General features: G+C 40.4%; 19 protein-coding genes. 11 read left to right on the plus strand and 8 right to left on the minus strand.

Features of this window, described 5'->3' with window-relative positions; all coding sequences use genetic code 11:
* Nucleotides 1-47: 47 nt before the first annotated feature.
* Nucleotides 48-1,142 (minus strand): tRNA epoxyqueuosine(34) reductase QueG, encoded by a 1,095-nt coding sequence (queG, locus tag FTT76_RS05885; RefSeq protein WP_180007366.1) that lies wholly within the window; start codon nucleotides 1,140-1,142, stop codon nucleotides 48-50.
* A gap of 20 nt (nucleotides 1,143-1,162) precedes the next feature.
* Here queG and FTT76_RS05890 point away from each other — a divergent pair, with 20 nt between their 5' ends.
* Together FTT76_RS05890 and FTT76_RS05895 are read left to right on the plus strand one after the other, a co-directional pair.
* On the plus strand, nucleotides 1,163-2,650 hold the full coding sequence (locus FTT76_RS05890) for an NAD(P)H-hydrate dehydratase (protein ID WP_180007365.1): 1,488 nt from the start codon (nucleotides 1,163-1,165) through the stop codon (nucleotides 2,648-2,650).
* Nucleotide 2,651: 1 nt separating this feature from the next.
* Nucleotides 2,652-2,927: an acylphosphatase gene (locus FTT76_RS05895; protein ID WP_180007390.1), complete on the plus strand. Its 276-nt coding sequence runs from the start codon at nucleotides 2,652-2,654 to the stop codon at nucleotides 2,925-2,927.
* A gap of 70 nt (nucleotides 2,928-2,997) precedes the next feature.
* Here FTT76_RS05895 and ruvC read toward each other — a convergent pair whose 3' ends face one another.
* Nucleotides 2,998-3,543: a crossover junction endodeoxyribonuclease RuvC gene (gene ruvC / locus FTT76_RS05900; RefSeq protein ID WP_078189034.1), complete on the minus strand. Its 546-nt coding sequence runs from the start codon at nucleotides 3,541-3,543 to the stop codon at nucleotides 2,998-3,000.
* Between the two features lie 132 nt (nucleotides 3,544-3,675).
* Between ruvC and FTT76_RS05905 the strand changes: the two genes are divergently transcribed.
* Together FTT76_RS05905 and FTT76_RS05910 are read left to right on the plus strand one after the other, a co-directional pair.
* Nucleotides 3,676-4,248, plus strand: coding sequence for an FxsA family protein (locus tag FTT76_RS05905; RefSeq protein ID WP_180007364.1), 573 nt, complete (start codon nucleotides 3,676-3,678; stop codon nucleotides 4,246-4,248).
* A gap of 146 nt (nucleotides 4,249-4,394) precedes the next feature.
* Nucleotides 4,395-5,042 carry a LysE family transporter gene (locus FTT76_RS05910; protein ID WP_180007363.1) on the plus strand — a complete coding sequence of 216 codons (648 nt, stop codon included), beginning with the start codon at nucleotides 4,395-4,397 and terminating at the stop codon, nucleotides 5,040-5,042.
* 69 nt (nucleotides 5,043-5,111) lie between these two features.
* On the opposite strand, the gene FTT76_RS05915 is transcribed toward FTT76_RS05910, so the two are convergent.
* From FTT76_RS05915 to ahpF, 3 genes are all read right to left on the minus strand, one after another.
* On the minus strand, nucleotides 5,112-5,306 hold the full coding sequence (locus FTT76_RS05915) for a hypothetical protein (protein ID WP_168379657.1): 195 nt from the start codon (nucleotides 5,304-5,306) through the stop codon (nucleotides 5,112-5,114).
* A 235-nt stretch (nucleotides 5,307-5,541) separates the two neighbouring features.
* The gene (locus FTT76_RS05920; protein WP_180007362.1) at nucleotides 5,542-5,784 is read right to left on the minus strand and encodes a hypothetical protein; all 243 of its coding nucleotides are present in this window, start codon (nucleotides 5,782-5,784) and stop codon (nucleotides 5,542-5,544) included.
* A gap of 266 nt (nucleotides 5,785-6,050) precedes the next feature.
* Nucleotides 6,051-7,616, minus strand: a complete 1,566-nt coding sequence (ahpF, locus tag FTT76_RS05925; RefSeq protein ID WP_180007361.1) for an alkyl hydroperoxide reductase subunit F — start codon at nucleotides 7,614-7,616, stop codon at nucleotides 6,051-6,053.
* Between the two features lie 283 nt (nucleotides 7,617-7,899).
* Here ahpF and FTT76_RS05930 point away from each other — a divergent pair, with 283 nt between their 5' ends.
* A complete protein-coding gene (locus FTT76_RS05930; protein WP_180007360.1) occupies nucleotides 7,900-8,118 on the plus strand; it encodes a DUF1653 domain-containing protein in 219 nt (72 codons plus the stop codon).
* A 57-nt stretch (nucleotides 8,119-8,175) separates the two neighbouring features.
* The gene (locus tag FTT76_RS05935; RefSeq protein ID WP_180007359.1) at nucleotides 8,176-8,769 is read left to right on the plus strand and encodes an O-methyltransferase; all 594 of its coding nucleotides are present in this window, start codon (nucleotides 8,176-8,178) and stop codon (nucleotides 8,767-8,769) included.
* A gap of 84 nt (nucleotides 8,770-8,853) precedes the next feature.
* Here the strand turns inward: FTT76_RS05935 and FTT76_RS05940 are convergent, their stop codons facing one another.
* The 3 genes from FTT76_RS05940 to ahpC all read right to left on the minus strand — a co-directional run bounded on the left by FTT76_RS05940 (nucleotide 8,854) and on the right by ahpC (nucleotide 10,610).
* The gene (locus tag FTT76_RS05940) at nucleotides 8,854-9,060 is read right to left on the minus strand and encodes a KTSC domain-containing protein (RefSeq protein WP_078189026.1); all 207 of its coding nucleotides are present in this window, start codon (nucleotides 9,058-9,060) and stop codon (nucleotides 8,854-8,856) included.
* 218 nt (nucleotides 9,061-9,278) lie between these two features.
* Nucleotides 9,279-9,755: a hypothetical protein gene (locus FTT76_RS05945; RefSeq protein ID WP_180007358.1), complete on the minus strand. Its 477-nt coding sequence runs from the start codon at nucleotides 9,753-9,755 to the stop codon at nucleotides 9,279-9,281.
* Between the two features lie 291 nt (nucleotides 9,756-10,046).
* Nucleotides 10,047-10,610 (minus strand): alkyl hydroperoxide reductase subunit C, encoded by a 564-nt coding sequence (ahpC, locus tag FTT76_RS05950; RefSeq protein WP_005097370.1) that lies wholly within the window; start codon nucleotides 10,608-10,610, stop codon nucleotides 10,047-10,049.
* Between the two features lie 513 nt (nucleotides 10,611-11,123).
* Between ahpC and hrpA the strand changes: the two genes are divergently transcribed.
* The 5 genes from hrpA to FTT76_RS05975 all read left to right on the plus strand — a co-directional run bounded on the left by hrpA (nucleotide 11,124) and on the right by FTT76_RS05975 (nucleotide 21,009).
* The gene (gene hrpA / locus FTT76_RS05955; protein ID WP_180007357.1) at nucleotides 11,124-15,044 is read left to right on the plus strand and encodes an ATP-dependent RNA helicase HrpA; all 3,921 of its coding nucleotides are present in this window, start codon (nucleotides 11,124-11,126) and stop codon (nucleotides 15,042-15,044) included.
* A 30-nt stretch (nucleotides 15,045-15,074) separates the two neighbouring features.
* Nucleotides 15,075-16,190, plus strand: a complete 1,116-nt coding sequence (locus FTT76_RS05960; protein WP_078189024.1) for a beta-ketoacyl-ACP synthase III — start codon at nucleotides 15,075-15,077, stop codon at nucleotides 16,188-16,190.
* Between the two features lie 11 nt (nucleotides 16,191-16,201).
* Complete coding sequence (locus FTT76_RS05965) at nucleotides 16,202-16,969, plus strand: 1-acyl-sn-glycerol-3-phosphate acyltransferase (protein WP_180007356.1); 768 nt, start codon at nucleotides 16,202-16,204, stop codon at nucleotides 16,967-16,969.
* A 212-nt stretch (nucleotides 16,970-17,181) separates the two neighbouring features.
* Nucleotides 17,182-19,197, plus strand: coding sequence for a hypothetical protein (locus tag FTT76_RS05970; protein WP_180007355.1), 2,016 nt, complete (start codon nucleotides 17,182-17,184; stop codon nucleotides 19,195-19,197).
* 96 nt (nucleotides 19,198-19,293) lie between these two features.
* Nucleotides 19,294-21,009, plus strand: a complete 1,716-nt coding sequence (locus FTT76_RS05975) for an AAA family ATPase (protein WP_180007354.1) — start codon at nucleotides 19,294-19,296, stop codon at nucleotides 21,007-21,009.
* The last annotated feature ends 116 nt before the right edge of the window (nucleotides 21,010-21,125 follow it).

The raw sequence follows: 21,125 nt of genomic DNA on the forward strand, positions 1-21,125 counted from the left end.
TTAAATGAAAACTTTGTAAGGATCTGGAAAATATAGAATCAAATCCATTAAAGCAGCTTTGAGTTTTGTTCTGCAATTGCCCAATCAATATGAACTTGCACAATCGCGTCATGTTTTTCGCGAGAATTTTTTAATGATTGCACAATATTTGAACTGTATGGTGCATTGCCTAAGCCAATGGCAATATTGCGCATAAAGCTTTGATAGCCTGTTCGTCGGATAGGACTGCCTTCAGTACAGCTTAAAAAGGTGGCTTCATCCCATTGCCATAGATCTAATAAACTCACTTGGTCGAGACCATGACGTGGATAAAAGTCCTCAATTTGAGTTTTATGCGCAAAACTATTCCATGGACAGATGAGCTGACAGTCATCACAACCAAACACACGGTTACCGATACCACGACGTAATTCTTCAGGAATGATACCTTTGTATTCGATGGTTAAGTAGGCAATGCATTTACGTGCATCTAACATATAGGGCTCAACGATGGCCTGAGTTGGACAGATATCAATACAGGCTGTGCATGAACCACAATGTTTGGTTGCCGGCGAATCAAAAGGTAATTCGAGTGATGTAAACAGCTCACCTAATACAAAAAATGAGCCTGATTTTTTATGGATCAGTAAGGTGTGTTTGCCTGTCCAGCCCATGCCTGCATTTTCAGCTAAGGATTTTTCAAACACTGGTGCAGAGTCGGCAAAGGGTCTAGATTCAAAATCTCCGATTTTTTCACGGATGATATTCGACAAGGTTTTTAAACGACCACGCATGACTTTGTGGTAGTCACGACCACGTGCATAGCGTGCAATGATGGCTGCATTCGGCTCATCAGGCACATAACGTGGTTTTGGGGTTTCGACCAAATAATCCATGCGGACACAAATGATACTGCGGGTGCCGGGGACTAAAAGTGCAGGATTGGCACGTTTTTCAAGGTTTTCCTCTAGGAATTTCATATCGCCATGATAACCACGTTCTAAATATTCTTTAAAACGAGGGAGTTCCTCTTGAGCATCTGGCTTTGCGATGACACAATCAGAAAAACCTAAATTTAAGGCTTGTGCTTTAATCCATGCTTTTAGGGTTTCTGGATCATATTGATCGACAGGAATTTTTTGTGCAGGAGTTGAAGCGGCCATAATCATAACAAGGAAAAACAATGCGTCTGCAAGTTTACCATAGCCCTGTTTATCTTAGCCAAAGTATTCAAGCTTGGGAGCAGCGTTGGTTTGCTCAGCACAATAGCAGTTATGGCCTGATGCAGCAGGTTGCATGGTCGATTGCTCAGCAACTCATTCCAATGTTAAAGCAGCAAAATTTAAAAAATATTGCAGTGTGTTGTGGGCAGGGTAACAACGCAGGCGACGGCTATCTTACAGCGCAATATCTACAGCAAGCAGGCTTTCAAGTCGATATCTATGCCGCTGAAATAGGGGCATCGAAAGATTTGCATTCTGCGGTACAGGAAACGATAGATCACAAGCTCAAGATCTATACACATTTTGATTTTCAGCGTGACTATGACGTCTATATCGACGCATTATTTGGTATAGGGCTCAATCGTGAACTTTCTCACGAGTGGCAAGCCATTATTCAACGATTGAATGCATGCACGGGACTCAAAGTTGCGATTGATATTCCAAGCGGTTTACATGCCAATACAGGACAGCCTTTACCCATCGCATTTCAAGCCGATTATACCTTTACGGCATTGGGTTTAAAAGCAGGGCTATTTACAGGTCAAGCGAAGGAATATGCAGGTGAAGTTTCGGTGATGGCATGTATACCGACTGATGCAGAGCTAGAGCCACTTGCGTATTTGTCGCCGCAGAAAATCACTTTACCTGCGCGTCAAGCCTTTGGTCATAAAGGCAGTTATGGACATGTTTTAGTTGTTGGTGGACATGCTGAAATGGGTGGGGCGGTGATTATGGCTGCTGAGGCTGCATTCCATGCAGGTGCAGGTAAGGTCACGGTTGTTTGTGATGCACGACATCACACCGCGATTTTGGCGCGCGCACCGAATATTATGCTACGTGATATCAATGCTTTAAATACAGAAACGATTCAGCAACTGATCGATCATGTTGATGCGATTAGCTTTGGCATGGGGCTTGGTCGTGACGATTGGGCACAACAGCAGTTTCAGTCATGGTTTCCATTGATTCAGCAGTCAACCTTGGAAATTGTTTTAGATGCAGATGCCTTATGGTTTCTAGCTGAAGCACCTAAAAATTTGAATGCACGAACCTATGCAACGCCACATCCGGGTGAAGCTGCGAAATTATTGGGTATTACTACTGCTGAAGTTGAAGCAGATCGTATACAAGCAATTCAACATTTAAAAGAAAAATTCCAAGGTCAATGGGTGCTTAAAGGCGCAGGCAGCTTGATACTCGAAGATCAACTTTGGATTTGCACCGCAGGTAATGCAGGAATGGGTACAGGCGGTATGGGAGATGTGCTTGCAGGGATGATTGCGAGTTTAAAAGCACAATTCCATCAGCAAATTCATCTGCACGAAATCGTAAGCCTGCATGCTTTAGCAGGTGATGTATTAGCGAAGTCGGGGATGCGTGGTTTGCAAGCGCAGGATATGGCCCAAGCGGTTTATCATGTGGTCAATCATTCAGGAGTTGACGACTAAAATGCATGCGGTTAAATTGCGAATTCAAGGTAAAGTGCAGGGCGTCGGCTATCGTCGTTGGTTTGAACAGCAAGCGGTTGCGCTTGGTTTAAATGGTTATGTGAAAAATCTAGCGACGGGCGAAGTTGAAGCGCTGATTATTGGAACTGAAGATGCCATTCATAAAATACTGAAACACAGTCTGGTGGGTCCTTTACGAGCAGACGTGACTAAAATCGATCAGCAAGAAATTCCAATGCATGAATTAGACTATAGCGGTTTTAAAATGATTCGCTAAGTTTGATCACCTGATTGAGTGGGCTTTTGAAAACAATCTGAATTACTGAGCTATATGTTTTGACGATTATTTATCGACGTCGAGTGCTTACGCGGCTTCGTCCACGAGCCATACCACCTAAGGCATTCAGTACAGCCATTTTACTCATACTACCAGACGCATGCGCATGACAAATTGCGGCAGCCAAAGCATCGGCCGCATCCTGCTGGGGTTTGATACTCAGGTTTAGAATCCGCATAACCATCATTTGGACTTGTTCTTTGTCTGCAGCACCATAACCAACCACAGATTGTTTGATTTGACGTGCAGTATATTCAGCGACTTGTAAATCTAAATTGGTTAAAGCGGCAATGGCAGCACCACGTGCTTGACCTAATTTTAAGGCCGAGTCAGGGTTTTGAGCCATAAAGACTTGTTCAACAGCAGCTTCAGTAGGTCCGTGAAACTTTACGATACGATCAATACCAGCAAAGATACGTTTTAAGCGTTCAGGCATTTCTGTCGTTTCGGTACGAATGGTGCCAGCATCGACAAAACGTAGTTTAGAACCATCCTTTTCGATGATGCCGTAACCAGTTAAGCGCGACCCAGGGTCAATACCGATAATTAATGACATGTTTGCCCTATTTGCCCTTTAAAAATAAAATAATGCCCATATTGTTACATAAGCGTGTCAAAAAAGCTTGATAGTGATTGAGCAGTTGAACGCAACACCTTAAATTAATTTACTGAGATTTGTTTAATTTTCATGAAATTATTTCTTCTGATTTTAGCAGGCTTGATCCTGGAAGTGTTTGTCTGGATCGGTGTGGGCGACCTCGTCGGCAGCATGTGGTATGTCTTTTTCTGGTTCGTGGCGGCCTTCTTTATAGGGATGAATATTATCCGTAAATATTCATCAGGTCTGATGCCTCAAATGCAGCAAATGCAAGCAGGTCAAATGAGTAATGATCCAGCTTTAACTGGAAATTTACCAAAAATTTTGGCTGGTTTCTTATTGCTGTTACCGGGTCTAATCTCAGATATTATGGCATTACTTATTTTGATTCCACCTGTACAAAATGCCATGAAAGCAGTCATGATGAAAACCATGATGAAGCGTCAGCAAGCCATGATGGAAAAAATGATGGGTGGCATGATGGGCGATATAGGAGGCATGGGCGGTGCTCAAGGTCAGAACCCATTTGCAGATATGATGCGTCAAATGCAAGATATGCAAAATCAGCAATCAGGTCGTGATTCATCTGTTATTGATGGTGAAGCTCGTGAAGTGACGCCAGATGCGAAACAAATTGAACTGAAAGATGTCAATAAAAAATAATTAACTCAGTATGAAAGGCCGAATGTGTATTCGGCTTTTTTTTTGCGTAAATTTTGATACGGCCTAAAAATAAACCTTGTGTTGCCAACAAAAAAATTGAACAAGCGATATAATCTTCACGTTTTAATTCAAATGAATCAGCTTGCATGTCACTGTTATTCACCATCTGTGCGCTTCATTTTGTTGCGCAGTTGAGTCCCGGTCCAGATGTATTATTAATTGCTAAAAGTGCAGCATCAACAACGCGTGCAAATACCTTAAAAATTATTGCGGGGATCTCTGTCGGGATTGTGGTGTGGGTCGTTTTAACCTTATTGGGCTTTACGGTTCTGGTTGAGCAATTTCCATGGATACAACAAGTTTTAATGGCTGTTGGTGGATTTTTCTTAGCGAAAATGGGTTGGGCAATGTTTAGTGGCGGGCTTAAAAGTTTAAATCAAACAGCCAATTTAGAAGATGGGCAGGCCTTAAGTCAGCAGAAAACTGAAAATTATTTCTTATTAGGTTTATTTACAAATTTAGCCAATCCGAAAACATTGATTTATTTTAGTAGTGTGTTCTCACTGGCGTTGAGTTCATCAGCCAGTAGTAACCTAAAAGCACAGCTTGCTGTCATCATTCCGATTCAGACCTTTATTGTGTTTAGTTTGTTTATGATGATTATGTCTTTGCCTAAAATTAAAGCACTCTACCAACGTTCGGGTAGTTATATTGATGTGGTTTCAGGGGCGTTATTTTTAATTTTTGCGATTTGGCTGTGGTTCGACGCAATTAGAATGTTCAATCTTCAATAGCTGCAAACATATTACTGTCAGCAAAGCGAAAGCCAAGTATTAAAACTTGGCTTTTTTTATGTCCAAGTTCTATTGCTCTGGATTGGTTTGATCTTGGTCTTTAGACGGTGCTGTATTTGATGGATCTTGTGCAATATCGGTGGTTTCAGCATGATCACGATAACGGTTTGGCTTGAGGGTAGTTTCGGTATTTTCAGAGCCTTTGTATGATCGGCTACGATTGGCGCGTTCACGTAAACCGCCTTTTTTGATTAACTGCACCATCATCTAGAACCTCATTGCTATCGCCATAGTTTAAAGAATTTTCCTCGTGAAGATAAGTAAGCAGGGCGATGCAAGCGCATAAAAAAGCCTGAAATCATTCAGGCTTTCATCATTTTAATTTCTCGCTTTGAATGACTTTAAAGCAACTGGATAATAGCGCTTAAATACGGATTGTATGATATTTAGGCATTGCCAGCCTGTTCATAGGGCTATATTTGGCTGTTGTAAAAAAAGCTTAATTTTTACCATCCTGCTTGAGTATTTCAAAGATGTTGAGTTGGGTCGTAGCTTCAGTATCGTGCTGTTGCAAATACACTTGAACACTCTTAAATAGAATGGCAACAGCCAAACAACTGAGTATGCAAAATATCCAAAAGCCATATGGGCTACGGATATTATGCGAGCCACATTCGGAACATTCTTTATCGCTTGAAGCCAATACTTTATTGCAACAAGCACAGTGATATTGATAGTGCATTGCTTTTCTCCATTTAGTCGAATTTGACCAACATTCTTGTTGTTATTGTCAACCATCAATCCGTGATGATTGTTTTATCTTAATGTGCAAATAAGCTGCTGTACAAGTTTTAAACGGTTTGTTTTGCTCATTATTGTGTAAGTGAAAAGCGTCAGAGAGTTAAATATTTGTTTTATTAATAATTTATAAATGAAACAAGAGATGAATTTTCACACATAAAAAAAGCCAGTTCGAAAACTGGCTTTTGTTGTTCTGTTTAAACTGAATTATTGACCAGAACGGATGATGTAATCAAAAGCAGATAATGATGCTTTCGCGCCTTCACCTGTCGCAATGATGATTTGTTTGTAAGGCACAGTCGTACAGTCACCTGCGGCAAATACACCTTTGACATTGGTTTCATTGCGATCGTTAATCATAATCTCACCACGGTTTGAAAGCTCAACAGCAGTCTCTTTTAAGAAATCAGTGTTTGGTAACAAACCGATTTGTACGAAGATACCTGCCAATTCAATCGTTTTGATTTCATCTGTTGCACGGTCTTTGTAGTTCAATGCAGTCACTTGTGAACCATCACCGACTACTTCTGTAGATAATGCATTCATGATCACAGTGGTGTTTGGTAAGCTGTTTAACTTGTCTTGAAGGACTTGGTCAGCACGAAGCTTAGTATCAAATTCAACAAGTGTTACATGTTCCACAATACCTGCAAGGTCAATCGCCGCTTCGACACCTGAGTTACCACCACCGATCACTGCAACACGTTTACCTTTGAACAATGGACCGTCACAGTGTGGGCAGTAAGCTACACCACGAGTACGGTATTCTTGCTCACCTGGAACATTCATCTCTCTCCAGCGTGCACCTGTTGAAAGAATCACTGTTTTAGATTCAAGTTTTGCACCATTCTCTAAAGTCACTTCAACCAAGCCATTGGCTGTTTGGTCAGCACCTTTGATGTCAGATACACGTTGCAAGTTCATGATGTCCACACCGTACTCACGTACATGTGCTTCCATTTCAGCAGCAAACTTAGGACCTTGTGTCTTTTGAATCGACGTGAAGTTTTCGATGTCCATGGTATCCATGACCTGACCGCCCATGCGTTCAGCCACGATACCTGTTTTAATGCCTTTACGTGCTGCATAGATTGCAGAAGTATTCCCCGCAGGGCCGCCACCAATCACAAGAACATCAAAGGCTTCTTTGGCATTTAACTTTTCAGCATCTTTTGCAGAAGAGTTAGTGTCTAATTTAGCAATGATTTCTTCCAAGGTCATACGGCCTTGACCGATGTGATTGCCGTCTTGGAATACCATTGGTACAGCCATGATTTTGCGTTCTTCCACTTCGTCTTGGAAGAATGCACCATCAATCATGGTTGCAGTTGTGCCAGGGTTGTAAATTGCGATCAAGTTTAGTGCTTGAACTACGTCAGGACAGTTATGGCAGCTTAAAGATACAAACACATCAAAGTCAGTTTTAAGACCTAGACCTTTGATAGTGTTCAGTACTTCGTCAGAAACTTTCGGTGCATAACCTGAAGTTTGTAGCAAAGCTAGAATTAAAGATGTGAATTCGTGGCCCATCGGTAGACCTGCGAAGAATACACGTGGTGTTTCACCTGCTTTTGCAATACCAAAGCTTGGCGCACGGCTGTTGTTACCGTCAAAACGTGCAGTCACTAAATCAGATAAGGCAGCAACTTCAGTTACCAATTCTTTAATTTTGTCTGATTTGTCCGTGCCGTTTAAAGTAGCGACGATTTCAATCGGGCCTTCAAGGCGTTCAAGTAAGGTTTTTAATTGAGCAGAAGTATTTTGATCTAACATTGCTAACGTCTCCAGAGGAGTAAATTTATTTGATGAGAGAATGATAGAACAAACCATTAAATAGGTGAAACGGTTTGTTTTTATAAAATTAATCGGTTTTAAAAATCAAATGATTAAATTTCTTTCTAAATCATAAGAATATACCGATGTGAATGCAGTCAATATTGGGCCACTATCGAGAAATACAAGTTAAATAGTGGAAAAATAAATGAATTCATCGCGCTTTAAGCAAGACAATGCTAGAGTCAACGCTATTGTATTGAGAACTTTTTAGGGAAATGGCATGCAGGTTAAACAGGGAATTTATCAGCATTATAAAGGTCAGTTGTATCAAATCTTTCATGTTGCAACACATAGTGAAACGCGTGAAAAAGTTGTGGTCTATCAGTGCTTGTATGACGACTATTCAATGTGGGTCAGACCCTTAGAGATGTTTATGGAAACCGTTGAAATTGATGGTGAAGTAATTCCACGTTTTAAACTGATCCAAGAAACCCACTGAGCAGACATTTAGTACTTTAATCTTTAAATATGAAAGAAATAACAAAAGGACAGAATCATGAGCATGGATGCAAATTTTAAAAACTATATGCAACAACTCTATGCAGACTTTAGTGCTCACGATGCTGCGCAAAATCACCGACTTGCGCGTTACCGAAATATTGAGCCTGAGTCTGCACTGTTTTTAGCTATGCAAATTCGCTTAAAACAAGCCAAACAGATCTTGGAAATTGGAACATCTACAGGCTATTCCACGCTGTGGTTAGCAGATGCTGCGCAGTCTACACAAGGGCGGGTCGAAACCATTGAAATTGATGCAGCGCGCATTGAGAAAGCTAAACAGCATGCGGAAAATTTAGCTTTATCCGAATACATCGAATTTCATCATGGCGATGCACTGCATTTTTTACAGCATTCAAATCGTCGTTATGACTTCATTTTATTAGATGCAGAACGTGATGCGTATGTGGCGTATTGGTCATATTTAGCTGAATTGATACAAGTTCAAAATGGCGTGTTGATCGTGGATAATGTGCTATCACATGCCAATGAGGTCGCTGAATTTATCCAACGTGTTGAAGCGGATGATCGTTTTATCAGTACGACCTTAAATGTGGGCGCAGGGCTCTTTATGGTGACTTGGCGCAACTAAAAATCAGGGCATTCAGCCCTGATTTGATCGAATTTTTTTTAATTAGTAAAAATACTGTTGCTATAGCGCTGAGCTTGTAGCGGTTTAACCCTGTAAGCTTACTCGTGAAAAATGTAGATCATATTCTAAATATTTGTGGACAAATGCCGTTTTATCACTACATCGAAGTAAATTATCATAAATAAAAGGTGAAACTGGATAAAAGAGATCCCCAGAACCATTCGCATAAAATATTTTTAAGTAACGTGAAGAAGAACTGTATTTCCAAGAAGTTACAACAGTTGTTGTCATAAGCCACCCCCTTATTGCGTTGTTATAGTCATACTGCAGTTAAAGGTTTATCTCATTTGAAATTAAGACAAATTTAGGGCGTGAAGTATTGCAGAATTGTTAAAAAATAATGTTTTATCTCACATTTTTTTCATTTCTTTATCAACTAATTTGATAAAAATAATGCCAGTTCAAAGAAATGCCATAAGCGTCATTCTCACTTGTTGGTGTCGGGGGAGTTAAAAACTACGGCATTGTTCTGATTTATTGCCTTTGACTTGGTTGTTGCTGCCATTAATTGAAAAAGCATTTTCAAGACAAATCAAATTACCTGCGATTTCATTATTATTTAGCACAATATTGCCGTTATTTTTCTTTAATTTCAGGTCGCCTGAAATTTGGTTATTGAGGAGTTGGATGTTTTTCCCTGTCGTAAAATCGACATTGCCACTGATATTGTTATGATTGGCAATGATCTTGGTAAAATTTTTATTAGACTCAATATTGCCTTTTATATGATTGTCATGCAGTTCAACACTAGCGCCATTTTCTAAAATAACATTGCCATGAACAATTAAACCTTCAAGCTGACAATTTTTTTTGACTTTAATATCTTCACGAATACTTTGGTTTCTAATTTCACCTTCGCAGTTCACGGCAGCAAAAGTCGTAAACGAACATAAAATTAAACTGATCGAGACGAAATATTTTTTCATGGGCTTACATCTTCCTGAAATAAGCAATTGACCTAAAATTCAAGTTAAAAATACTGAAATACTGACAAAGATGTAAGTCTAAACCATTAGGTATGAGGCGCATTTTTATTATATTTGTGTAAGTGCTAAGTTGATGAATATCTATAGATAGATGGAAAGTGCTAGGGCGTTATAGCTGTATGAATAAAGTGTGAACTGCGTAGGGTGTATAGAGGTACATACTCGCCAATAATAGGCATAAAAAAACCACGCTAAAAGCGTGGTTTTTGAATCAGTTCAATCTAATACAGATTAGATTTTACCAACTAGGTCGATTGAAGGAGCAAGAGTTGCGTCGCCTTCTTTCCATTTAGCTGGGCAAACTTCGCCTGGGTGAGCGTGTACGTATTGAGCTGCTTTAACTTTACGAAGAAGTTCTTGAGCATCACGACCGATACCACCAGCGTTGATTTCAACGATTTGGATTTTACCTTCTGGATCGATAACGAAAGTACCACGATCAGCAAGACCGTCAGCTTCGATTAATACGTCAAAGTTTTTAGCAAGAGTCCAGTTCGCATCACCAACCATTACGTATTGGATTTTTTTGATTTCTTCTGAAGAATCGTGCCAAGCTTTGTGAGTGAAATGAGTGTCAGTAGAAACTGAGTAGATTTCAACACCTAGTTTTTGGAATTCTGCATAGTTGTCAGCAAGGTCACCAAGTTCTGTTGGGCAAACGAAAGTGAAGTCAGCTGGGTAGAAGAATACAACAGACCATTTACCTTTAAGATCAGCTTCAGTTACTTCGATGAATTGACCATTTTGGAATGCAGTCGCTTTAAACGGTTTAACTTCAGTATTAATTAAGCTCATCATTGTCTCCATGATTGAGGTTTGTTTTTGATTTCCAATAGGGTACAGAAATTTTTCTTATTGCTGAAATAGTATTTTTACATAACTAATATCGGAAAATCCGAATTAATAGTGATTTACTCATTTCCCAATAGACCAGTATTTCATCTCATTTAACCGCAGTTGTGTGAGGATTAAATGACAGGAACTACCCTAAACGTCCTACACAGACATGAAGTCACACCCCTTAAAATTCAAGGGTAAAATTTAAAAAAAGTGATTTAAATTTTTCTATTGTTGATTTAATCCATCTTTAGGCATGCCGATTCGCTCATCAGCGAAGCATTTCTTTTGTTCAATTAGGCGGATGAAGGGGGATATGGCGAATTCATCCTATTTTCAGATTTGAGATCTAAACCGCACCACGCCAGTCGCGCCAGATAAATTCACTTCGGGTTTTCAATTGTTGCATTGGGAAATGCGATGAAACCGAGTAGAATATCGGGTTTAATGTAGTTGTAAGGCGTATTCTTGGTGGCGAAAGATTTAAATGTAGATCAGATGGTGATGGCTCGTGATGTTCACCGTTTAAATCGATTGCGTAAGGGAAAAGACGCCAACGAAAAGCAGCATAAAGAACTGTTTGAAAAGTCGAATGCGAAAGTCCGCGAACGGATTGCCCGCATCCCAAATATTAAATTAAATCAAGACTTACCTGTTACCCAGTATGCAGACAAGCTGATTGAAGCGATTCAGCAGCATCAGGTTATTATTGTGGCTGGTGAAACCGGTTCCGGTAAAACCACGCAATTACCACAAATCGCCATGCTTGCTGGGCGAGGTTTAACAGGCTTAATTGGCCACACTCAACCACGTCGTCTGGCTGCGCGTAGCGTTTCGCAGCGTATTGCCGAAGAAGTGGGCGAAAAGCTGGGGGAGTCGATCTCCTTTAAAGTTCGTTTCAATGAACAAGGTTCACAAGATTCAATCGTTCGTTTGATGACCGACGGTATTTTATTGGCTGAACTGGCCAATGACCGATTCTTAAATAAATACGACACGATTATTATCGATGAAGCGCATGAACGTTCGCTAAATATCGACTTCATCATGGGCTATCTCAAACAGCTCTTGCCACTTCGTAAAGATCTCAAAGTCATTATTACTTCAGCAACTTTAGACGTAAATCGATTCTCGAATTACTTTAATGGGGCACCTATTTTTGAGGTGGAAGGTCGAAGCTTCCCTGTAGAATTGCGTTATCGTCCGATTTCAGAGCTGAGCATTGTCGGCAGTGATGATGATGAATTTGACGATTTTGAAGAAAATTTACCCCGTGCCGTGGTTTCGGCCGTAGAAGAATGTTTTCAAGATGCGCAGGAAAAAGGTCATCCTGAACATGCCGACATTTTGATTTTTGCCAGCACTGAACAAGAAATTCGTGAGTTACAGGAAACACTGCAAAAGTTTGGGCCACGTCATACCGAAGTTTTACCTTTATATGCTCGATTGGCTTTGGCAGAACAGCAAAAGATCTTTAATCCATCGGGTGGTGGGCGACGGATTATTATTGCCACCAACGTGGCAGAAACGGCTTTAACTGTACCGAATATTCGCTATGTAATTGATAGTGGCTTTGCACGGATATCCCGTTATAACTATCGCTCACGTGTACAGCGTCTACCGATTGAGGCTGTATCGCAGGCAGCAGCAAATCAACGTAAAGGTCGTTGTGGTCGTATCGCTCCGGGTGTCTGTATTCGACTGTATTCAGAAGAAGACTTTATGAGTCGTCCTGAATTTACTGAGCCTGAGATTAAACGAACCAACTTGGCCTCGGTTATTTTGCAAATGCAAAGTTTGGGCTTTGGTGAATTAGAAGACTTTGATTTTATTGAGCCGCCAGATCATCGTTTGGTGAATGATGGTCGTAAGCTGTTAATTGAATTAGGTGCTTTAAAAGAAAAATCGGCGTATGCACCGCAAGTTGCTTCAGATAGCCAAGCAAAACAAGGCACAAAACATGCGAATAATAAAAATGGTGCTTTAACCAAAATTGGTCAGCAAATGGCGAAAATGCCGATCGACCCACGTCTTGCACGGATGATTTTGGGTGGAGCGCATTTTGGCGTATTAAATGAAGTCTTGATTATTGTCGCTGCTTTAGCGGTACAAGATCCACGTGAACGTCCTGCGGATAAACAAATGCAGGCCGATCAGAAACATGCTTTGTTTCGTGAAGCTGACTCGGATTTCTTGTTCTATATTAAATTATGGGAAGCTCTAGTCGCAAATCGTGACATGAGTGAAAATAAGCGTCGAACCTTTGCACGCAACCATTTCCTGAGTTGGTTACGACTCCGTGAGTGGAAAAAAACCCATGAGCAATTGGTGGATTTGGCTCAAGGCTTAAAACTGTCCTTTAATGAAAAGAAGGCCAATTATGAAAATCTGCACCGTGCGCTATTAACGGGTTTACTTTCATTTATTGCCAACAAAACCGATGAACGTAACGTGTTCATGGCGGTGCGTCAGCAAAAGGCACGCATTTTCCCTGCATCAACCTTGCATAAAACTAATACACCATGGGTCATGGCTTTTGAGATGGTTGAAACCTCTCAGGTTTATATTCGAACGTTGGCGAAAATTGAACCTGAATGGATTTTATTAGCCGCAGGCGATTTGTTGAAGCATCATTATTTTGAACCCCATTGGTCAAAAAAATCTGGTGTAGTCAATGCCTATGATCAAATTTCTTTGTTTGGTTTGATTATTGAGCCACGTCGTCAGATTAATTATGAAAAAGTAGATCATCCGGCGGCGCATGAAATTTTCCTACGCGATGCGTTGACGACGGGACATTTGGGTATTACGCCACCGTTCTTAAAACACAATTTATTAAAACTCGAAGAAGTTGAGCGCGTTGAAGATAAACTGCGTCGTCGTGATTTAGTAGTGGATGAAGAAACCATCTACCAGTTTTATGCTGCTAAAGTACCTGAAGAGGTGGCAAGCCGTCGTAGTTTTGAAGACTGGCGTGCAACGGTAGAACCACAAAATCCGCGTCATTTATTTATCGATGATGATGCACTTTGGATGAATGACCGTCCAACGACCCAGCAATTTCCAGATTATCTGCGCAATGGTGAACTGCGTTTGGCTGCAAGTTATCGTTTTGACCCAAGTCATGACGAAGATGGCGCAACGGTCAAAATTCCAGTTCAAGCTTTGCCGCAAGTGGATGAAAATATTTGGTCATGGGGTATACCTGGTTGGCGACAAGACCTGATTGAAGCTTTACTTAAAGCATTGCCAAAAGATAAGCGTCGTCATTTGGTGCCAATACCAGATACAGCGCGTAAATTGATGGATCGTGTCGATGCCGTGCGTTTGCGCGAGCATATTTTTAGTTTCTTGGCGTTCCAACTGCGTGGTGAGCAAATCACAGACAAAGACTTTTCTTGGGAACGTGTTGAGCAATATCTGCTGCCATTAATCAAAGTCATTGATGAAAAAGGCCGTGTGATTGAGCAAGGTCGTGACCTAGATGAACTCAAAGCACGCTGTCGTACTGAAACTCATAGCCCAGTCAAACAATTAAAAGGTGAGTTTAAAACCTTCCCTGATAATTTTGTGTTCGAAGCATCACAAAAAGTCACGGGTGTGGTGGTGAAACAATATCAAGCGCTTGTTCCAGTCAAAGGCTTTGCGGAGTTGGATGCCAAAGATGAATCTGGCGTGGTGATTCAGACCTTCAATGACCAATTTGAAGCAGTAAAACAACACCGCGAAGGGATCATTCGTTTGGTTCATATGCAGCTGGGGGACTTAGTTCGTCAGTTGAAAAAACAGATTTCTAAACCCTTGGCATTGGCTTATTCACCGCTAGGTGACAAAGCAAAACTGGAGCAAATGTTAGTTTATGCCACACTTCAGCTGGCAATTAATGAGCTACCTGTCAATGTGCAGGAGTACCAAAACCTGATTTTAAATGTAAAAAAATCTTTCTTAACCCATGGTCAACAAGCGTTAGCCGTTTTAACTGAAACCTATATTCAATGGCAGGATATACGTCGGAAATTGTTGGTTTTAGATGATTCTGTGTTTGGAAAGAATATTGATGACATTGAAGATCAGCTCGATTTGATGCAACTTTCAGATTTTGTTTATGGCAAAACTTCCGATGTGTGGCTCGAATTTCCAAGATATTTGAAGGCATTAGTCTTGCGTTTAGACCGCTTGCCAAATAACCTACAAAGGGACAATTCTGCCATTGATCAAGTTGACCCATGGATGGAAAAATTATTTAAGTTTAAAAATGACACTCGCCTTAAAGAATTGTATTTCATGGTTGAGGAGTTACGCATCTCTATTTTCTCTCAACCAATGAAGACCAAGATGCCAATTTCTCCATCCCGCTTGCAAAAAGTATGGGATAAGCTCGGAATCAGTTAAGATATAGGTAATTTCTAAAAGGAGTTTTACATGGGCATCCGCATTACGGGTACAGGTCTTTATCATCCAGAAGACGTAATTACTAACGAAGAGTTAGTTGAAGCTTTAAATGCTTATGTGGAACAGTATAACAGCGACAATGCTGAAAAAATTGAAGCCGGTGAGCTAGAAGCGCGCCGTGGTTCAAGTGCAGAATTTATCGAAAAAGCGTCTGGCGTGAAAGCACGTTATGTTGCTGAAAAAAGCGGTATTTTAGATCCAAAACGTTTACGCCCAGTGCTACATGAACGTCCAAATGATGAAATTTCGCTACAAGCGGAATGGGGTGTCGCTGCGGCTAAACAAGCGATGGAAAATGCAGGCGTGACTGCAGAAGACATCGATGTAGTAATTTTGTCTTGTTCAAATATTCAACGTGCTTATCCTGCTGTAGCGATTGAGATCCAAACTGCATTGGGTATTCAGGGCTATGCATATGACATGAACGTTGCATGTTCAGCTGCAACTTTTGGTATCAAACAAGCCTATGACGCGATCAAATCAGGCGCTCGTCGCGTGTTATTGGTGAACGTTGAGATCACATCTGGTCATACAGATTTCCGTATGCGTGACTGTCACTTCATCTTTGGTGACGTTGCAACGGCTTCGATCATTGAAGAAACTGAAACCAAAGCTGGTTTTGAAGTGTTGGATATTGACCTGTTTACTCAGTTCTCAAATAACATTCGTAACAACTTCGGTTACTTAAATATGAGTGAAGTCGATGCTGACATCGACAACAACCGTTTCCGTCAAGACGGTCGTAAAGTATTTAAAGAAGTGTGTCCATTAGTGGCGAAAATGATCACCAAGCAATTGGATGACAACAAAATTGCGGCAACAGATGTAAAACGCTTCTGGTTACACCAAGCAAATGCCAGCATGAATGAATTGATTCTGAAACTGGTTGTGGGCAAAGAACATGCTCAGCCAGACCTTGTGCCAATCATTCTTGATGAATTTGCCAATACTTCATCAGCAGGTGTCATTATTGCATTGCACCGTACTGCGAATGAAGTAAACCATGGCGAATACGGTGTACTTTGCTCATTTGGTGCAGGCTACTCAGTAGGTTCTGTACTTGTTCAAAAACATGATGCTGCCTAAGGTCAGCACATTTGCAGGTTGAACATGATGCAAAATGGATAAAGCGTTTAAGCGCTTTATCCCGCATGTATTTCACGCCAACATTTTTAGGCGCTGAATACATCGATGCATCTAAACCTGCAATGTATGTAGGGAATCACACAATTTACGGTGTACTCGATTCACCTGTGATTATTGATTATCTCTACAATGAACATAAAGTGGCTCTGGTCAGTATTGCTGATCATAGTCATTTTTATTTGCCCGGTTGGCGTGGCATGGTCAAAAAGTTCGGTGCAGTCCAAGGCATTCAGGACTATGTCAGAACAGTGATGCAACAAGGTTATTCCATTTTAGTTTTTCCCGGTGGTGGTCGAGAGGTTTTGAAGCGAAAAGGCGAAGCCTATCAACTGATTTGGAAGCAACGTTATGGCTTTTTAAAACTGGCGCAAGAATTTAATTATGATATCGTGCCTTTTGCCGCTTTAGGTGGAGATGAAGTCTTTGAACTGGGTTTTGATGCCAGTGTGATTGTTGAACATCGTTGGTTTAAACAACTATTAAAAATACAAAAAATCGATAAATTATTACGTCATGGTGATGTGATTCCGTCTTTACCCAAGCGTATTATCCCCAAGCGCATTCCATTCTATTTTCAATTTTTACCCCGTCAAAGTTTGAGTCATATTCAGAGTGTGGAGGATTTAAAGCTCTATCGAGAGGCACTACAACAAGATATTTACAATGCGATAGAACAGCTTAAGAAAATCCGTTCAGAACAATATTCTACAGATCAATAATAGTGACTACTCTTCAACTTCATTCATTTTTATTCGTCACAGCTCAAAATTATGGTGAATTTTGTCACAACAATAGCTTTTAGATTTTTTTATTGAACGCCTTTGTATTGACCTTTTGTACAGCTATTCGGCTGATTAATGGCAGTAGTCGGAGCATTAAACTTTGACTATAGTGAAGGTTGAAAAATAATCAACGATCGTTAGGGCGGAAGATGGAAAAGAAAAGCTTGACCCCGCAGCTTGAGCATATTGCTCGGCAACTTATTCGAATATCTCCAAGTTTAAAGCAGTTATATCAAGAGCAAATGGATCTTGCTACAGCACTCAATTCACAAAATATCTTTAAAATTGAACAAGAGCAGCACCGCATTCAACTGTGTAATGGACTGTGGACCTTACAGCTACAAAGTCGTGAATCGATTGGCTATCAGTTTCCTAGAAGTCCATTTAGACCCATCAAAATTGCTGAATTGCATACGACAGTGCCATGTATTGAAGTAGTAGAAGATTTCTTATTTCATGAATTGTATTTTTTTACTGGCGACCTAAAGCCGCAACATTCACTCTTGCTCAGAGAAAAAGCACAGCAATTTAGACAATTGATCTTACAGTCGATTTTTCAACATCTAAATGGGCCAGCGCGTGTTCAGCAGTTTTTAGCACAGATGACAGCAGTTGAAGCGCAAATTTTTGATCAGCTGATGCAAGAGCAGCAGATTTATCAGACACCGCTATTACAAACGTATATCGAATGCCAAATCTGTCTACCACATTGGTTGATGCAAAAGATTGAGCAGATGTTTGCGCTTCATTCACTTACAGAAGCTGAAATATTGCCGATACAGCTCTTGATGGATAGTTTGGACGAGATTTGTTTTGCTACAGCACAATTTTTAGATCCAACGATTTACCGGATCATGAGTTTGAGTTATGAAGATCGGTTCAATTTACAAGAATTAAATGAACATATAGAAGATATTATTTTGTTGCTCGACCATGCATATGAGCGTCCCAATTTGTTGGGTTTTATTCGTTTGATGCATCGGGATGTTTGGGCAGAGCAGGACATATTAAGCCACAGTAATTTTGTGCAAGCTACAGCAATTTGGCAAAAAAAATGTGGAAAACTCCCTTTACTCGATAACAACCGTGCAGTGCGATGGATGTTCAAGCAGTCAGTCGAAGTGTTGGATTGGCTGAGTCGTAATTTTCAACACAGTAATGTACGAGTGGCTGTGACGGCATTAAGTTTTGTCGATACGCAGCATATTCATCCCGCATTGATTCTTACAACCTTACAACATTTTCAATTTGTTGCAGCGCGCTTATTTATTCAAAATTGTCATACGATTGCGCATGAACATGATTGGTTTAATCATGAAAAAAATCTACAGTTTGTTTTACAGCGAAAATATCAGCAGCATGATGACCATCGTATAGTGATCAGCCCATCGATTTTGTATTTAGATGAGTGGTTGATCTTAATGCGACAGGTGTTAGGCGCAGAGGATCAGGCCATAAAAAAAGTCTATCTACCTTTGAGCCGTATTATGCAGGCCTATCTGCAACATTTAGTACGTTGTACGCAGCAATTACCGCAGGCTTTGATGGATTATATCCGTCCAGAAACCCAAGAAAATCGCCAGTTTTTAAGTATGTTACGACAGCATAAAATTCAACTGCAGGATTTTCGAAATTTATTTTATTTAAAGCATGCTAATTTAAGAGTATCTGTATTTGATGCATATGTGCGTGACTATGTTAGTGCGACTTATTCTACAGGTCATACAGTCCCTAAAAATATTACCTGGAATGGGGTCTTTCATCAGGCGGTGCATTGGCATGCTAAGCAACAAAAGCAAGAAATGTTAACTCAATTAAAGCGTAAATTTGCGACAACAGTCTGGCAGCCATTTACAACAGAAGACAAAATATATTTTCAAGATTGGGTCTTTGAAGAATTAAAAACCATCGATCGAATTATTGATGAATCTATTCACTTTAAACATTGTTTGGCATCAAGTTATAGCGCCAGTATCATTGCAAGAGTATATGTAGCTTTTCATATGTACCATCCCATTTTGCATGTATCGATGACTTTGGGCTGTCATGTGCAAAACCACATTTTGGTTTTTGATCAACTTGAGTATTCAAATAATACCCAAGCAGAAATAGAAAAAGTAAATATCGCCAAAGAATTTTTAAATAGGTTCAATAGCTTAAAGTAAGATTGGCGAAATACGGATTTAGGAAACTGTGTTGTGCGCTTAACTTTTGAGTCAAAAATCGTTAGGCTATAGCCGTTCTTTTACGGTATAGGTCTTATGAAACAAGAAACTGCACTCAAGCTGCTCAAAGCAGGCGAAAATGTGTTTTTAACAGGTTCGGCTGGTGCAGGGAAAACTTATACTTTAAATCAGTACATCAATTATCTAAAAGCGCGCAAAGTGCCGGTGGCAATTACGGCTTCTACAGGGATTGCTGCAACCCATATGAATGGCATGACAATTCATACATGGGCAGGGATTGGGATTAAAGATGCGATTTCCGAAGATGAGTTAAAGCGCTTAAAAGAACGTAAATATTTAAAAGAGCATTTGGAAAATGCCCAAGTTTTAATCATCGATGAAATTTCGATGTTGCATGCCAAGCAATTAAACTTGGTGAATAAAGTTTTAAAATTTTTTAAAGACAGTGAAGATGCTTTTGGGGGGATTCAAGTCATTGTTGCAGGTGACTTCTTCCAGTTACCCCCTGTGGGACGCAAAGGTGAATTAAACCGTGACAAGTTTTGCTTTATGTCTGAGGCATGGGTAGAAGCGAAGTTTCGCGTGTGTTATTTGACCGAACAACATCGTCAGGGTAATGACTATCTCAATGATATTCTAAATGCGATTCGTGCTCAGCAAATTACGGGCGATCATTTGCATGCTTTAAGGCAGACAAGTTCACAAAATATAGGTGAAACCTTTACGCGCTTGTATACCCATAATATGGATGTAGATAGTATTAACTATAAACATCTAAATGAAATTGAGCAAGAATCTCGCCAGTTTGATGCCCAATGTGATGGTAATGATAAACTGATCGAAACCTTAAAATCTTCAGTGCGTGCGCCGGAAACTTTGACCTTAAAGAAAAATGCCAAAGTGATGTTTGTAAAAAACAACTTTGACGTGGGCTATATCAATGGCAGCCTCGGTGAAGTGATAGGTTTTGAAGAAGATGATGAATATGGCATCTTGCCTAAAGTAAAACTTACGGACGGCACGACCTTGGTGGTCGAACCTGAAACATGGTCTGTCGATAATGATGATGGTAAAACCATTGCCAGTTTCCAACAAATTCCACTGCGTTTGGCCTGGGCGATCACCATTCATAAATCTCAAGGGATGACTCTTGCAGCGGCTGAAATTAACTTGACGCATACTTTTGAAAAGGGTCAGGGGTATGTGGCATTGTCTCGTTTAAAAACATTAGATGGTCTGCGTTTACTTGGCTTTAATGAACAAGCCTTAGAACTCGACAGTTTGGCGATTAAAGCCGATCGACGCTTTCAGGAACTCTCTGACGAAGCGGAAACCAATTTTGCAGAGGCTGATTTAACCGTACAACATAAAGCCTTTATTCGCCACTGTGGCGGAACACTGAATGAAGTGGAAATCGAGCGCAATGAAAAGAAAATTGCCAAAACTGGTGTGAAACAAAGCTTTGCCACAGCGACTTTAGATCAAACTCGTGAGTTGTTTGAGGAAGGTTATGAAATTCAAGATATTGCTGTGGAGCGTGGTTTAACACCAGCTACGATTATTAATCATTTGGCTCGTCTGCAAAAAGAGCAAGGTTTGGATATCTCGGTGGCACATCCGGGAGAAGATGTGGTTGAGCAGGTGCGTAAAATCTATAAACGTTTGGCGAAACGACAAGACCCAGCACATTATAATGATGACGGCACGGTTAAGTTGCGTCCAATTGTGGAGTTAACCAGTCCACGCATGGGATATGACCAAGTTCGTTTGGCTTTATTATTTGTGGAATAATGGATATATGGTGCATACGAAAAATACTGATGAATAAAGTGTGGTTAATATCGTTCAATAGATTTAACAGTAGACTGTCTAAAGGATTCGTATTTTTCCTAAGCGATGGTTTACAC

Source organism: Acinetobacter sp. YH01009, assembly GCF_013420765.1.
Lineage (GTDB): Bacteria > Pseudomonadota > Gammaproteobacteria > Pseudomonadales > Moraxellaceae > Acinetobacter > Acinetobacter amyesii.

Excerpts from the sequence above, each read along its gene's own strand:
- queG (WP_180007366.1), bottom strand. The coding sequence starts at position 1,142 with ATGGCCGCTTCAACTCCTGCACAAAAAATTCCTGTCGATCAATATGAT.
- FTT76_RS05890 (WP_180007365.1), top strand. The coding sequence starts at position 1,163 with ATGCGTCTGCAAGTTTACCATAGCCCTGTTTATCTTAGCCAAAGTATT.
- FTT76_RS05895 (WP_180007390.1), top strand. The coding sequence starts at position 2,652 with ATGCATGCGGTTAAATTGCGAATTCAAGGTAAAGTGCAGGGCGTCGGC.
- ruvC (WP_078189034.1), bottom strand. The coding sequence starts at position 3,543 with ATGTCATTAATTATCGGTATTGACCCTGGGTCGCGCTTAACTGGTTAC.
- FTT76_RS05905 (WP_180007364.1), top strand. The coding sequence starts at position 3,676 with ATGAAATTATTTCTTCTGATTTTAGCAGGCTTGATCCTGGAAGTGTTT.
- FTT76_RS05910 (WP_180007363.1), top strand. The coding sequence starts at position 4,395 with ATGTCACTGTTATTCACCATCTGTGCGCTTCATTTTGTTGCGCAGTTG.
- FTT76_RS05915 (WP_168379657.1), bottom strand. The coding sequence starts at position 5,306 with ATGGTGCAGTTAATCAAAAAAGGCGGTTTACGTGAACGCGCCAATCGT.
- FTT76_RS05920 (WP_180007362.1), bottom strand. The coding sequence starts at position 5,784 with ATGCACTATCAATATCACTGTGCTTGTTGCAATAAAGTATTGGCTTCA.
- ahpF (WP_180007361.1), bottom strand. The coding sequence starts at position 7,616 with ATGTTAGATCAAAATACTTCTGCTCAATTAAAAACCTTACTTGAACGC.
- FTT76_RS05930 (WP_180007360.1), top strand. The coding sequence starts at position 7,900 with ATGCAGGTTAAACAGGGAATTTATCAGCATTATAAAGGTCAGTTGTAT.
- FTT76_RS05935 (WP_180007359.1), top strand. The coding sequence starts at position 8,176 with ATGAGCATGGATGCAAATTTTAAAAACTATATGCAACAACTCTATGCA.
- FTT76_RS05940 (WP_078189026.1), bottom strand. The coding sequence starts at position 9,060 with ATGACAACAACTGTTGTAACTTCTTGGAAATACAGTTCTTCTTCACGT.
- FTT76_RS05945 (WP_180007358.1), bottom strand. The coding sequence starts at position 9,755 with ATGAAAAAATATTTCGTCTCGATCAGTTTAATTTTATGTTCGTTTACG.
- ahpC (WP_005097370.1), bottom strand. The coding sequence starts at position 10,610 with ATGAGCTTAATTAATACTGAAGTTAAACCGTTTAAAGCGACTGCATTC.
- FTT76_RS05960 (WP_078189024.1), top strand. The coding sequence starts at position 15,075 with ATGGGCATCCGCATTACGGGTACAGGTCTTTATCATCCAGAAGACGTA.
- FTT76_RS05970 (WP_180007355.1), top strand. The coding sequence starts at position 17,182 with ATGGAAAAGAAAAGCTTGACCCCGCAGCTTGAGCATATTGCTCGGCAA.
- FTT76_RS05975 (WP_180007354.1), top strand. The coding sequence starts at position 19,294 with ATGAAACAAGAAACTGCACTCAAGCTGCTCAAAGCAGGCGAAAATGTG.